The following is a 14822-nucleotide window of genomic DNA, read 5'->3' as shown; positions in this document are numbered from 1 at the left end:
ATTTTTTAATTAAACGTTTTATTTGATTTTTTATATTCTCTTTTTATTCCAGTCATAATATTAGTAAAGCTAATTTTCTTTTCACCTTTATTGGCTGCTCTAATAGCACAATATCTTAACACATTAATCATTTCTCCTCCTGATAATTCATAATCTCTTGCTATGGTATCTAACACCTCTTGTCCCTCCTCCACTTCAAAAGTATTGCTGACTAAGTTTTCCCATAAAATTTTACGTTCTCTGTATTTTGGTTTTGGAAAATTGATCGTATTTTGAAAACGTCTTAAAAAGGCTTCATCGATATTGGTTTGCAAATTAGTTGCCAGTACTACTAAACCATCAAAGCTCTCTATGCGTTGCAGTAAATAAGCAACTTCTTGGTTTGCATGCCTATCATTAGATGTATTGGTATCGGTTCGCTTACTAAATAAGGCATCTGCTTCATCGAAAAATAAAATCCAGCCTTTGGATGAGGCTATGTCAAATAGTCGTCCCAGATTTTTTTCTGTTTCTCCAATATACTTAGAAACGATCATGGACAAGTCTATTCTAAATACCGGTGTTTCTATAGCCTTTCCCAACAGCGTTGCTGCTAATGTTTTTCCTGTACCCGGAGACCCATAAAATAAGACTCTATATCCAGGTTTTAATGTTTTATTTAATTTCCATTGATTCAAAATAAGATCACTATGCTCTAGCCACTCTTTAACCTCTATCAACTGATTCTTGATACTCGTTTCTAGTATTAAGTCATCCCAATCCATTTTAGTAGTTATTTCTTCTGCAGGGAATTTAGAATTATATTTCGGAACGTATTTTTTATTGGTTATAATTATACCAAGAAATTCTTCAGATAATTGTAGAGGTTCATTAAGTTCTACAGGCTGCTTTTTAGCTTCTAGTATGCCTTCTTTATAAAGGTTATTGTTTTCATACACAATCCTCATAAACGCCATACGAATCTCAATATTATTGGCACCTCCCAAAAGAAAACACACAGTCTCTAAGGTTGGTACAAAACCGTGTTGTGTTTCATCTTTAGAACCTCCAAATTCTGAGAATTCGGTCTCTAATGCTTTATTTTTTATTAAAAACAAGTCTAAACTCTGCGGTTTTAAATGTCTTATAAGAGCCATAATAAACATTAAACGCTCTTCAAAAACCAAATTATACCGTCTTAGTATTTGTGCATAACCAGATCGATCTTCTTCTATAATGTCTGGGAGTTTTAATTCTTTTATAGATTTGTATTCGTTTTCATTATTAAAATATAAAGCTATTGCTGTTTCAATAACTGCTTCCAGCCACAAAATATCGCTCTGTAATGTTATTTGCGTTTGTTTATTGGTTATGCTCTCCATATTACTTCTACAAATTTTTCCATCCAACTTAATTTTAATTGTCCAATTGTCCATGGGATATTATCCAATAGCATGTCATATGATTTTTCTTCGACTACAAGTACATACTTTTTCTCCTCAATAGTCACTCTCCCTTCCCTGCATAAAAAAGAGGTTCTTAAACCATCTACAGACGTGTTGCCAATAGTACTCCAATGGGCTATAATTGCTTCAAGTAAGCCGTCTATAAGCTTTTTCTCTTCTTCATTTAAAGTCATAACAGATTCTATGGGCGTATGAATGTCCATACCACAGATAATTTTATTGAGTACTAATGCATGTTCTTCAAATTCTGTTTTTCCTGTAGCTGCATATTGTAATATATAAACGGCCTTTTGTTGACATACATCATTTTTAAAAGCCTTATTTTCCATTAGCTTCATACGTTCAAATAGCATGGGGATATAAGGTCCCAATATGACCATACCAGCATTTTCAATAAAAACAGATTCACCTACGGTTTCTTTTTCTATAACTTCTGGAACTTCCTCTGAGGACTCTTGTTTAATGACTACTTCTTCTTTTTGAGCCACAATCCTTTCTATTTCATTTGCTATTTTCTCTGAAGTGATGTTGTTATTCACTAATATTTCGGGTATTAATTCTTTTAATGAATTTGAATGTTTTATAGTAGATATACTTTCATATAAGAGCAAGCTCCAATCGTTTATTGACCAATTAACGCCTCCATGCATTGCTATTTTTAATAGCAACTTATCAATAAAACAACTCCAAACTATCTGATAATTTTTAGTAGTTATTTGTTTTTTGAGGTTTTTAAATATTTCAAAAACGGTAAGTAACTGTGACCTATCTGCTACTGGAAAAAATAGTTTTAAAGTGTCTCTATGATTTTTTACACTTAGCTTACTTATTAATCCTTTTCTAAAAGACAGCCTTTTTAGATGATACATTAATTCTTGAGGCTTATTTTTATAAATAATCTCTAAAGCCTCAATGACCTCTTTTGCATTTGAAAATGAAATGGATGCTCTCCAAGGCTTATCGTCTTCTATTTTTTGAATGACATCTTTATATTCAAATGCTGTATGTTTTATTTCTGTTTGCAGCCAGGATTCTAAATTTTTAGGCGTTTTAAATAGTTGCTTATCATATCTCATTCTACTTAAAAGCAATTGATACAAATCTTCTTTTGAAACAGCTATTATTTGCTCCAATTTGTGAACAATAAATGCTGTTAATTTAGAAATATCAATCTGTTGATTGGATTGGATATACTCTAATAGCATATACTGTATGGCTTTATGATGCGCGGGTAGTATGTTCTTAATTCCCGATAAATCTTTATCTAAAAGTGTTGTAAATAATTGCTTTGTGGCTATTACGGATTGTGTAACTGAAGCATTAATTTGTTTGATAAAAACATTATAAGTCTTATGATCCATCAAATCTAAAATAACTTTCTGGTTTTTCGATTTTTTAAACCAGACAACAAATTGTTCTGGATATATGCTTAATACTTTATACATGGACTTTTGAAACAAAGCGGTGGATTTACTCTTAACCCACCAAGGCAATCTGCCATAAATAAAAAAATACTGAACACTGTCTAAATCAAACCTATCATTATTACCCCTTTTGTTTGATGCCTTTTGTTTGTTTGAGTTTATATGTTCAAAAATTATTTTTAAAAATTCAGAAGCGCTTTCACCTGTATTATTTTTTTTAAGTACTTCTAATAATCTATTTCTTTCTACATTGTATTTTTTAGAAAACAACTCTAATAACTCTTCAATACTGTTATAAAAATCTTGTTGTGTCCTATTATAAACTCTATTTTTTATAGCCTCTACAAGTTCTTGATATACTTGTAATGGAACCTGGTTAGCGCCTGTGGTTCCGTTTTCTAATGACGCTATTTCTATTTTATTATTCTTTAGAAATGCCCCTTTTGCTTCATCAATAGCTTGTATCATTTTTTTATCTACAAGTAATACCTTAGCCATCTTGTGCATTTGAGATAAAATCAACTCTATAGGATTTACTTTAGAATCCAGTTCTGTCAATCGCTGGCTTAACCAACCTATTATTGATTGCTTGGAGCTATTTTTGTCTTTAGAAGTAAGGTCTAATAATATAATCATTAACTTGAATGATACTTCTTTATAATTGGTTGCTGCTAAGTTTATTTGGAATTCTTTTAGAGACATTGGTGTTTTCCCTTTGTAATACGCAAATAATTTTTCAGAAAATTTGGAAAAAATGGCACCTTGCTTATCACCTGTACTGTTCTTAGATACAGTTATGTCCTTAACAAATAATGAAACGTCTTTATATGATTTGAACCCTTTTTCTTTTTCAAAAGCTTTTAAAATGATTATAAACTCTTGATCAATAATAAGTTCTCTTACTGTTTGATATAAAAATTCTCGAATTGAGTTGGAAGGTGTTTTTCGAATCACTGCATAAGTATGCCATGCTATTTTTCCAAACAGTTTTTGCAATCTATTCAATGTCATAGATTGAATCGATAATCTATTTGATATGGTAATCATTTGCTTAAAAAAATGAGCTATTGTAATGAAAACCTCATCTGAAGCATTTGTGACTATACTATTTACTAAATGGCTAGAAAAACGACTGGTAAATCGGTTTATATTAGAGTCTTCTTCAATGAATTTATAAAAAACAGTATAAAATTCGGTTGGGTTTGTCTGTATGAGGTCTTCTATGTTTTTAGAAAAAACATCTAAAGTCGTTATAGTACTTGTAACCGGCAACGCATTATATTCAAAATAATAGTTAAGTGTATCTATAAAATCTAACGTCTTATTTTCCTTGGATGTTTTTTTAAAGGTCATTTCGCCTTTTTCAACTTCTTCCAACAATGTGGTTACTATTTTCCCTAAGTTAGGCATAGTTCCTATCTTATCATTGTTGTTTTTTATTCCTAAAACAATTCTTGTTAGTAAATTTTTATACGTTAAATTATATTTGGTTGCTATTTTACGAATAAGATATTTTAAGAAATTTGTTTGATTGGAATAGCCTGTAACTTCTACAAAAATATAAGTTAGTATAATTTCCCATATGGCATTTCTAAAATAACCTTTATTAACCTCAACTATTATATTGTTTTCTTGATACTGTATGATATCCCTGCGAGATTGATTTATATAAACACCTTCTTCATTTTTAATAGCTATAACAATCTGTTCTAAAGCCGTATCTTTTAATTGAGATATTAATCGCTTTCTTATAGTTTCTTTTTGTCCTTCTTTTTTTAAAATGGCAATTAATGCTTCTTTATTATTTCTAAGCGCTGTTGTTAATAATTCTAAGGGCTTAGTGGAAGACGGTGTATCCCATTGTAAATATCCGTTTTTAAGAAAAAAAACAAATTGATCAATTTTTGTTTTATGGATTGGTTTTCGTTTTCCTCTTATTAAAGAGCCATTATCGTAGGTGTTATTCTTGAAAAAGTCTATAAAAGCTTCTTCTATTTTATAACCGAGTTCACGATCAAAATTTGATTCAGAAATGGTTCCTAAATCCAATACAACTTCATCATATTGATCTAGATATTCTGTTGCATGATAGGTATCCATTACTTTCTGTAAAATAACCTGAATGCCATGCTCTTGAAGCTGACTTACTCTTGATTGATATTCATAACCTTGTGAAGCATCATGCAATTCTATTTCATATTGCTGGCTTTTAATAATATGTGTTTGGGTATCTTTCAAGATTCAGAATATTTGCGATCCAACTCCTGTAATAATACTATTAACTGATATGCCTGAGACATAAGGTCTTCTTTAGATTCTCTTAGTCTTAATAATTCCAACCATTTAAAGTAACAGGTTTCAAATTGAGACATGGTTTTATAATCTAACCAATAAGAATCTGATCTTATATGAATTGGCATTTGCTCATAAATGGTCGTCTCAAAAAGGTTTTTAAAATTTTCATTCTGAAAACGTACGGGCCACATAGGCATAATAAAACTCATTCTGAATGAAAAAAACTGCTCATCTACAGCGTGGTCTTTATCGTAAAACACATAACACTTTGTAATGGCTTCTATATCATCTTTTTGAGTGTTAATCATTTCATTTTTTAAAAGCTCTACAGTTTTTTGAAGTTCTGCTTCCGATTGAAAATCATTGTTAGAAACTGCTAGAACGTCACCATTTAATGAACTTATTTTTAATCTATACTTCCTTTTATTAGGTTCTATGGTAAATTGTATCTCTTGTGTTAATAACGCTTCTATTAATGAGGCGATGTTTTCGTCTCTTTTAGAAAATGTAGCAGGCTGAAAATGAGAACACACTATTTTTAATGATGGGTTTAATAAAGAAAAATCCATTTTAAAGCCATAGTAATCTTCAAAATATGAAGGCAATAATAAAATGTGCTCCATTACCAAAAAACCTTCACTTTTTTGACTAATATCTATAAGATAGTTAATGGCTTTTTCTATAGCCTGGGTCGCATCTTCCTTACTCTTGGCCAGATGTACAATATTAGACTTCTCATCATTTCTTTTATGCAAAATATAATATTGCTTTTTCTTATTGGGGTCTTTACTTATTGTATAATTATCTGGAACAATGCCATACTTCAATACATTGTTTAGTAAAGTATCCTCTGCACCTACATAATGCATTGTATCGTATAAGTTTTCTTTTATATCCTCATTTACTACAACATCTTCAATTTCAACAATTCCTATCTCCTCTTCTGGAGTATAAATATCAATTTCACGTACTATAAAATCTATGTCTATTGACCGGGGGTGGATCCGTATTTCTGATTCTGATATATTTTTAGTTAACGACTTTATTTGATAATCGTTAATTCCCACGAGTATGGCTATTTTTCTAAAGACACCCGGAATGGCTTCTTTTTTTTCTTCAACTGTAGTAAGCGAAGTCATATTATTATAGTTAAAGGATTTGGATCGGCTATAACTAATGGTTGCATATTCTTTTATAAGCTCTTGCTTTACTAATAGCGATTGTTTTTCAAATTCTTTAGAACCCATAGATTTCCCATAGCTTGCTTTATTAATTTTTAGCAATGTATAGGTTTGAAAAGTCTCGCTATATCTTGCTAATAATTGGTCTGCCACCTTATTAAGCCTTTCTAGTGAATGATTATCAAAAAATATATTTAGATCGTTTGTAATCTGATTCCAATATGCTTTAGTCTCTTCTAAAGTATATGATGTTGATGGTGGTTTAACAAGATCCAATACTTCTTCTATATCTGGCAAACTGTCTGTGAAGTATGATAACTCTTGATTGTTATGGACATCGTACAAGGTATATACATGACATAATTGTGCTAAAAAATTAATTATCAGTTGGTCGAATGGTAATAAATATCCTTGTAGTTGTTTTACCTGAGCTTGTCTTAATGGTGTAGCTTCTGCACTAATTCCTCTATCTCCTACGCCATAAATTTCGGGAAGTTGCTTCCTTATAGGATAATGATAGCTTATATCTTGTACGGTTCCTTGTGGTATTGGTATATTATTTAAGGAGTTGGATGCCGCTTTGAATTTGCTGGCATCTAATGCTTGAATAAAGGACAATTGTTTTTTCGTTTCTTTTAAATCTGGTTGAAAGGAAACTCCTGAATTTTCAAAAATTAGTTTTTCGTTTGATTCGGGAAACAAAACTCTGGCGGTTACATTTTTAGGAATCTTATAGCTTTCCTTAATAACGTGTTGTTCTTTTGTTTCTGGATCTACATAACTCAAACAAAAATTATTAATATTAACAACACCTGGGATTTTAGATATTACCTTAATGATTTCTGAGATTTCAATAATTTCCAAGGGGTCTTTTAAATCTTCTTCTTTTATAAATCCATTAGACAAATGTGGACCGTTAAAAATATCATTTGTTGATATATCTGCTTCCTGTAACTGTCTTAATGAAAAATAGCCTACTTCTGGTGCCAAATAATCATTAACACGAGCTAAAATATTTGCTAAGACCTCTTCTCCATTTATTAAATCCAACAAAGCTATCCGTAGTTCCATAACAAGCGTTAAAGGCTTGTAAACCTCAACTTTGTATAGATCCTCACATAGGTTACGGTGTTCATTATACAATTGGGTTATCGCTTCGATAATCTTATCATTTTCTACTTTTTCCGCGTCATCCTGTGCATGATATTCATATTTCTCTACATAGATATGTAATAAGCCTTTTATATTATTTAAGGCTTCTTCATAGCCATCTACCGGGTAAATCCAGACATTTTTCACATTGGTTATCTGATCTATACAAATCTTCCTGTAATCGTTAAATGTTATTGGGTCTGTTGTTAAAATCTCTGAGGCTACAAAAAAGCCATTATCGCCTGATTTTAGCTCGGTTCCTTTGGACGATTGCAAAAGGTCTTGTATAGATAAACCTGTTTTATGTGCTAATTCTGTAATTGCATACGATATATTTTCAAGTAGAGTAACCCCAGGATCGTGTTCGTTATAATCTGTCCATATACCACCACTTAGCTTTTGGAGTATTTCCAAGGCTTCTTGATGCAATGCTTCATAAAGACCTGATCCTTTTTTCTTTTTGGAAATATATCCTTTGTTATTCATATAATATCTACTCTTATTGAACTTTTCTTAACTTTTCTTTTTCCTGAAAAATGGCTGAAAATTCGCCCATACGTCATGAGTTCATTATTTAAATAACTTATTCATATCACTATCCCATAATTTGGTAATATGAAAGTTTATATTTTGCCCCTGACCATAATTTGATCTCGTTTTGAGCTGTAGCTTATAATTATAAGTCGTACCTGTAAAACGAATGGCTATTTTATTCCAAAACCAACCATAATGTGCTTGTGTCTTACGAATCTTATGATGAGATTTCCCAAAGGTACTTAAGGCATGTGCATGAAGTAAGGCATATCTGCCTGCTTTTTCTTTACCTACTTGTGCCATAACCTCAAAGGCCACACAGCCATCTAAATTGGTAATAATATCATGCCAATCACCATCTGCCCGAACAGTTCCTATTTTATGTGTTCCTATACGGGTATCTGCCCCCAACGTGCCATCTACCTCTAATGAGGTTCTTGGGTTTTTTGTTCCAATTCCTACTGAACCGGATTTCTGAAAGGATATGGCTGTTGTTTCTTCTGTTTTAGTTACTGGAGCAACTATGGATAATCCTTTATTTTCTTCTTGATCCAACTCTATACTCCATTGTGCTAATTCATCTTCAACATTCTCATAAAAGCTTATTACACGGTTGGATTCTTTTCCTTCTGGTGAAAGAATCAAACCATTTTCTTCATCTTTTGAGATGCCATCATCTATTTTATTCACCATAGAGTCTATCAAGCTAGAGAAATTACTTTCTTTTGGTCTGGCTCCTGCTCCAAACAGTGTTTTTAGGCTTTGTCTATTTAATAACTTGATTTTCAATAGTTCTAAATTTTATTTAACATTATTTTATTTTAAAGCTCAAAATGGTGTCTGATTTTGATGTTGCTACAGTCAAATCATTTTGTGTGCTTTTTTGATCTATTTCTTTATTTGATTTTATAATTTCCTGTGTGTCATCATCATCTCCCGCAATAATATAATCTACACCTATCTGCAAACTTTGACTTTCTATTTCCTCTATGGTTTCTTCTTCCAATATTGATGATGAATAAATATTATGCTTCATTTTTGGCACTAGAATAGACCATGGTTTTGTTGGTTTAACCTCATTACTTTCTTCATATATTTTTGCAGAAAAATCATCAAGCCCTTTCTTTACAATGTGTTCTATTTCTAATTTCTTTACAGATTGGATATATGGTAAGTTTTCAACATGACTTCTTAATGTTCTTGGCACCACTGTAGCGCCTATACCTTCAATAGTTGTAGAATCGGGGTTGGGTAACGGGCATAAATAATTACTCAATTCGGTATTCAATGCATTTAAATAGTATCCGCCTTGGTCTTGTACATAAAACTCAACGATACAATTAACTAATAACCATTCTATGGTTGGGTTTTGGACTTTGATTCTGATAAAAGAATTGGATTTACTTTTTATAAAACGGTGTATAGCATCCAACTCATTACCAGTAAAATAACTATGGTTATCATATTTCCATGTTCTGGACAGAACTACAATGGTAATTTTACCTGCTTGTGGTTTAAAAAACCGATCCAGGTTTGTACATTTTACAGCTATAACGTCATGAAAGTATTCTAAAATAAGATGTTCATAATCCCAAATGGTTAAAGCTCTGTCTTTATGCCTTAATCGTTCGCTCACTTCTGTATAAAACAGCTCTGGTATGGTCGGTATTTTTCCTCCATAAGAAGCTGTTGGCTGTATGACTTTTTTAAGTTCTGCAATCTTTTTTACTGGCTTGGTAATACTATTGGCTTCAACTTTTTTACCTATTATGGTATCATCATCGCTAATACAGCTTGCTACAACAGCATTAGGGTAAATACCATGTATTATCGGATATTTATAAGCATCATGCTTTGCAACAAATCGTAATTCATAGTCTTGATTACCAGCTTCATTATTATAATATGGTAGCAGTAATTCTATAATCCCCGATTTACTTAATTGATTTGTACTATCTGAAATGATATTCTTTCTAGCGAGCGTTACCCAGCTATTCATTTTTTTGTATTCGATAACGATATTGTTAGGATGTTCGCTATATTCCGGTACATTATTATTCAAATCAAAAAACAGGGATACCGTTGTATCTGTTTCAATATTTGATAGTTTTAAATACAGATACCCTTCTCCTTCAAAATCTGTGACCATGGTATTTTTATACACCCTGCTGTCTGATACTATTTTTTCTGTTCCAAAAGGTGTTAGGTGGATATAATCTCCCCGAACTGTATCTGAACTATCATCAAATGCATTGTTAAAGTATATTGAATCACTAGCTGTGTAATCCATAACCAATTGTTTTACCTTTGGTACAAAAGGTTTATTTGGCAATGGTAATGACTCTTGATTTCTAGCATTATAGGTCGCTATTTCCCTATAGTTTTTTTGATATAATTCTTTTCCAAAAGCTTCTTGTGGTGCTATAAATGACAGTTTAAAAAAACCGCTGTTGGTATGCACATCGTAAACTATTGGGTCTTGTAATTTATAGTCTCTGGATAATTGATATTTTCTTAGGTCATTTAATTTAATGGTATTCTTTTTAGATATAATAACGCTATCATAACCTTCTGGAGTGGTTGCAGGTTCTGTATTAAAAAGATTGACTTGTGCTCTTGTTTTTTCTTCTCTAGGGAACCAATATCCATTAGATAATGCGGTAATATCTACAACAAAAGAGTCATTATTAAATGTTTCGGAATATTCGTTATAGTAAGTCTCAAAACCACCATAATCTGTTGGTACAGCATCCCACTCTATATGCAAATCTATATCTACGAGTTCTTTTTTAAACAACTCACTTTTACCAACCAATAAATACCCGCCTATTGTTGGAGACAAACCAAATAAATTGAATGCTTTAGTTAATGGCATCTTACCTAAATTATTGTAAACTGCCAGGTTTTTAATTCCTGTTACGTTAACATCAATTGTTATGACTTCTAGCTTGATTCCTTTAAAAAAGGAATAAACATATATGGGGGCAAATTCGTCTAAAACGACTTTTACCATGGGCCAGGAATACTTAGTTTCTGATGGTAAAATAGTTATTGATGGTGCTGTATTATCTAATATAAAATGGATGCTAAATGTATTCTCTGTTTCATTAAATACAACCCCATAAGATGATACGGTTTCCCAACCTTTTGCTGTGGTATATGAGATGGCAAAAGCATCTTCAAAAACGGTATTAAAAATAACATCTAACGGAAGGCCTTGGTTTGAAACCATTTCATTCAATAATTTCCAAAAAACGTTTTCTGAAGATTCTTTTTCTAAGGTAAATGTGATCTTTACTTCTCTCTCCCCTTCTTCAAGAAACAATACCTGAGAACCTATCATAAAACCAATATCGGTTATTGTTTTTGAAGATAACTCTGAATCTATAATTGAATTTTCATCTGCTCCAAATAACGATTTGTTTTCAATGTCTTTTATGTCTTGCTTTTCACAAACAAGATTATTTTTGACTATGTTAGATATAATTGATTCGTTAGTTCCTATTTTTATAAAAGGACTTTTATTAAAATATAAGGTTTGTAATGTACTAATGGTTATTGGTACAGTTAATAAAGGCTTTGTTGTCTCAAAGAGGATATTTTGTTTACTTTCAAATAATTTCCCTGCACTTAGCTGTGTTTTTTCTGGAATTAAAATGCCTTTTGATTTAGGTAGCAATTCAAAACAGACTACTGCCTGAGTGTCTATACCCTTTCGAGGTGTTTGTTGTAACACATCTTTATAATAAAATTCTAAATGCCTATGTCCTACGGTGTTTATTTTGTCCTGAATCTTCTTAAATAACATCGCAAATGTAATATACATGGCGTTGTTGGGCATATGGTCATTTTTAGCAAAAACATTACTCTTCAGATAGTCGCGCGTAAAATTCTGAATATAAAGTATCATTTTCCCAAACGTATGGGTCGTTTCATCCAAGTCGAAATCATTACGTCCTTTTTCAGAATTTGTATATATTTTTAAAGCATCAACAAACGAATTCGTGCTAAGTGTTTGTGCTTTTATGTTTTCTAAAATATCTTCAAGGTTTTGCTTTTTATCTTGAAGCACATCAAGCAATACATTCCCTATTTTATTGGCAAGAAGTCCTTCTTTAAAATGTAATAGTGTATGATACCATTTTTCTATTTTATCGTACCAGCCTAACAAAATTTGAATCTTTTTTTCAGGAATGCTTTCTTCTTCATGAAGACTATTTATAGGTGCTTTTATAATGCCTATAATATAAATAACCGGGTCTTGTTCTACCAAAGCTTTCCAATTACCATCAATTATATCTTCTGTTGTATAAAAGTTAATATATTCTACATAGGACACTATATAGGCTAATAAATCTTCAAAAGAACGCTCGTCTATCTTAAACTCTGGGTTAAGTAGATTAGGGTTTATTCTTTGATACTGTATGGTTCCTTTCCTTCTTTCTATCATCTATTGATTAAGCAATACTGTTTTCTATTGTGCCTTTTCTTTATTAAGAGCTACCAAATCGGACACACTCTTTGGCTTTCGGGCTTGTTTTTTATATAAATCCGGAATGTCTGTACCTTCTATTTTATAATATGGGAATACTAGATTAAATCTGGTATTTGTTGATGGAATTCTATAATCCAAATTAATTTTAATCACACCATCCAAATATTCAGATTCATCTAAAAGCACTTTTATGAGCTTAATTCTGGGTTCATATCTCAAGATGGCTGTTTTAATCATTTCTATAATTTGATACATTCTTGAGTTTGATATTGATTCAAATAAATAGGTATATACATCACATCCATATCTCGGATTCATAATACGTTCTCCTAATTTTGTATTCAGTAATATTTCTAAAGATTGTTGGATATCTTTTTCATTAGATACCATCTCGACTCCTAATGAGCTTTCTTTATGAAATGTAGGCGGAAAACTCCACCCTGTACCTAAAAATAAATTATGTTTTTCTGTGTCTTCTTTTTTAATTTCCATAGCCAAGTGTTAATTAAGGTTAATTGCTGAACCACTTATATTTGTTTCTCCGCTACTGCTAACTGTACATCCACTATCTCCATTAAGTGTGGCTGAATTACTTGCGGAGGCCGATATAGAGCTTCCACTAATAGATACATCATTATCTGCCGTTATTTTTACCGATGATCCTTGTATGGTAAGATCATCAGCTGCCTTAATGGTCATGGCCGATTTACTTTCTATTGTAATACCACTGCTATTCATTTGTATTTGATTACTGTTTTGATCGGTAATGGTTATTCCTTCATCTTGATCGCTGATCACTACTGTATTCCCATTAGGTGTCACCATAGTCATCACGATGTTTTCATCATCAAACTTGAACTGCAACTGACTTCTGGTCATTAGCATTTTTATATTATTATCGCTATCACTTACCACTTCCGGAGGTTGTAACGAACTACTGTACATACTTCCTAAAATAACGGGATATGCAGGGTTTCCATCTATAAATCCGAGTATTACCTCATCACCTACTTCTGGATAAAAATAAGCACCGAAACTACTGCTTGCGTAGTAAGAAGCTAGGCGTGCCCATACAAATTCTGTAGTATCATTTAAAATAGGAATTTCTACTTGCACTCTAAATTCACCACCATCTTCATCATAAGTATCTTTAACAATACCTACTTGCATGCCTTTAACATCAATGAGTGTATCTTTTGTTCCTGGCTCAGAAGGTGCTGTTTTTACTTTCTGACTGTGTACTTCGGGGGGTACTCCTATTTGTATTTCTGTAGACCAATTTCCTCCGCTGAAACTATGAGACACACTAGATATATAAGCGTCGCCATCAAAAAGCTCTCCTAAACCTGTTAAGGAAATTAATGTATTGGGTTTGGCATCAGCTGATCCCGGAAATTTTATAGAGCCTCTATATTTAGACATTCTTTTTCGCAATAACCAGGCATCAGAAATTTGTTGTGCTTCATCTTCTGTTAGTGGTATTGAGGTATTAAAAGCTTCATTGGCATCAGTAATTGATTCTAAATCTGATTCTGAAGCATCTCCTTGCTCATTAACAGTGGGCTCACTTGCCTCAGAGTTTACAGAATCTTGTTCTGAAGGTGTCCAGGCATTAATGGAAAGTGATGTGGATTGTTCTATAGATTCAAGATCTATATCCATTTCCATAATATCCCTACCGTATTGTAGTTCTAATGCAGGTTCATCATCCGTGGTTATTGCACTAACCACCAATGTTCCATTATCTGTTACTACGGCCATTCCGTTACGTTGCGCTCTGCTTACAATAAAATCCCAATCTGTGGCACTGTATTGAATAATTTTTTCTTTTTGTACTGTTGTTGCCGTAACGTTACTTTCTACGCCCAAATTTTCTACAATTTGATCAATAGCGTCACTATCCAACGAATCTGTTAACACTAATTTACTTTTGCTTTTTACTGCTTTTACTAAAATATCTTTACAGGTAACTTGAAAGGTTGTCCCGGATTCGTCTACTTTAACCGATTGTTTGGTAACTTCTCCAGAAAAAATAGTTGTTGTATCTGTTCCATATCCTAGAGCTATTTCTATAGCATTTCCTGTTTTAAAGGTTGATGCGTCTGCAATTTCAAACATTTGCGTTGTGGGATCACCATCTCTAACAGTAATTTGTGCCTGTGCTATGGTATCTATTTCTTGTGATATATTCACACTTACTACACCATAGGTATCGGGAATCGCATCACCTTCAGAGGTAATGGTAAATGATACTAAGTTATTTCCACTTATTATTGGTGAACTTGCCATAATTCAG

General features: G+C 32.1%; 7 protein-coding genes. All 7 read right to left on the bottom strand.

The genetic code is table 11. The features are described from left to right. Window positions 1-5: 5 nt before the first annotated feature. The gene (locus Q4Q34_RS15525; protein ID WP_303315337.1) at window positions 6-1361 is read right to left on the bottom strand and encodes an ATP-binding protein; all 1356 of its coding nucleotides are present in this window, start codon (window positions 1359-1361) and stop codon (window positions 6-8) included. Then, window positions 1349-5107 (bottom strand): contractile injection system tape measure protein, encoded by a 3759-nt coding sequence (locus Q4Q34_RS15520; RefSeq protein WP_303315338.1) that lies wholly within the window; start codon window positions 5105-5107, stop codon window positions 1349-1351. The genes Q4Q34_RS15525 and Q4Q34_RS15520 overlap by 13 nt, the downstream gene beginning before the upstream one ends. Next, complete coding sequence (locus Q4Q34_RS15515) at window positions 5104-7983, bottom strand: hypothetical protein (protein ID WP_303315339.1); 2880 nt, start codon at window positions 7981-7983, stop codon at window positions 5104-5106. Before Q4Q34_RS15515 ends, Q4Q34_RS15520 begins: the two co-directional genes overlap by 4 nt. A gap of 84 nt (window positions 7984-8067) precedes the next feature. Continuing rightward, window positions 8068-8820, bottom strand: a complete 753-nt coding sequence (locus tag Q4Q34_RS15510) for a hypothetical protein (RefSeq protein ID WP_303315340.1) — start codon at window positions 8818-8820, stop codon at window positions 8068-8070. Window positions 8821-8842: 22 nt separating this feature from the next. Further along, window positions 8843-12481, bottom strand: coding sequence for a hypothetical protein (locus Q4Q34_RS15505; RefSeq protein ID WP_303315342.1), 3639 nt, complete (start codon window positions 12479-12481; stop codon window positions 8843-8845). 24 nt (window positions 12482-12505) lie between these two features. Next, the gene (locus Q4Q34_RS15500) at window positions 12506-13018 is read right to left on the bottom strand and encodes a GPW/gp25 family protein (RefSeq protein ID WP_330444549.1); all 513 of its coding nucleotides are present in this window, start codon (window positions 13016-13018) and stop codon (window positions 12506-12508) included. A gap of 9 nt (window positions 13019-13027) precedes the next feature. Next, on the bottom strand, window positions 13028-14815 hold the full coding sequence (vgrG, locus tag Q4Q34_RS15495) for a type VI secretion system tip protein VgrG (RefSeq protein WP_303315344.1): 1788 nt from the start codon (window positions 14813-14815) through the stop codon (window positions 13028-13030). Window positions 14816-14822 lie beyond the last annotated feature (7 nt).

Origin of the sequence: Flavivirga abyssicola (genome assembly GCF_030540775.2) — a bacterium.
GTDB lineage: Bacteria > Bacteroidota > Bacteroidia > Flavobacteriales > Flavobacteriaceae > Flavivirga > Flavivirga abyssicola.
Note: the sequence above shows the minus strand (reverse complement) of the source record. Positions and strands in the feature narration are given on the sequence as shown.

Bases quoted from the DNA above. Each gene is read 5' to 3' on its own strand.
- Q4Q34_RS15515 (WP_303315339.1), bottom strand. From the start codon at position 7,983: ATGAATAACAAAGGATATATTTCCAAAAAGAAAAAAGGATCAGGTCTT.
- vgrG (WP_303315344.1), bottom strand. From the start codon at position 14,815: ATGGCAAGTTCACCAATAATAAGTGGAAATAACTTAGTATCATTTACC.
- Q4Q34_RS15500 (WP_330444549.1), bottom strand. From the start codon at position 13,018: ATGGAAATTAAAAAAGAAGACACAGAAAAACATAATTTATTTTTAGGT.
- Q4Q34_RS15525 (WP_303315337.1), bottom strand. From the start codon at position 1,361: ATGGAGAGCATAACCAATAAACAAACGCAAATAACATTACAGAGCGAT.
- Q4Q34_RS15505 (WP_303315342.1), bottom strand. From the start codon at position 12,481: ATGATAGAAAGAAGGAAAGGAACCATACAGTATCAAAGAATAAACCCT.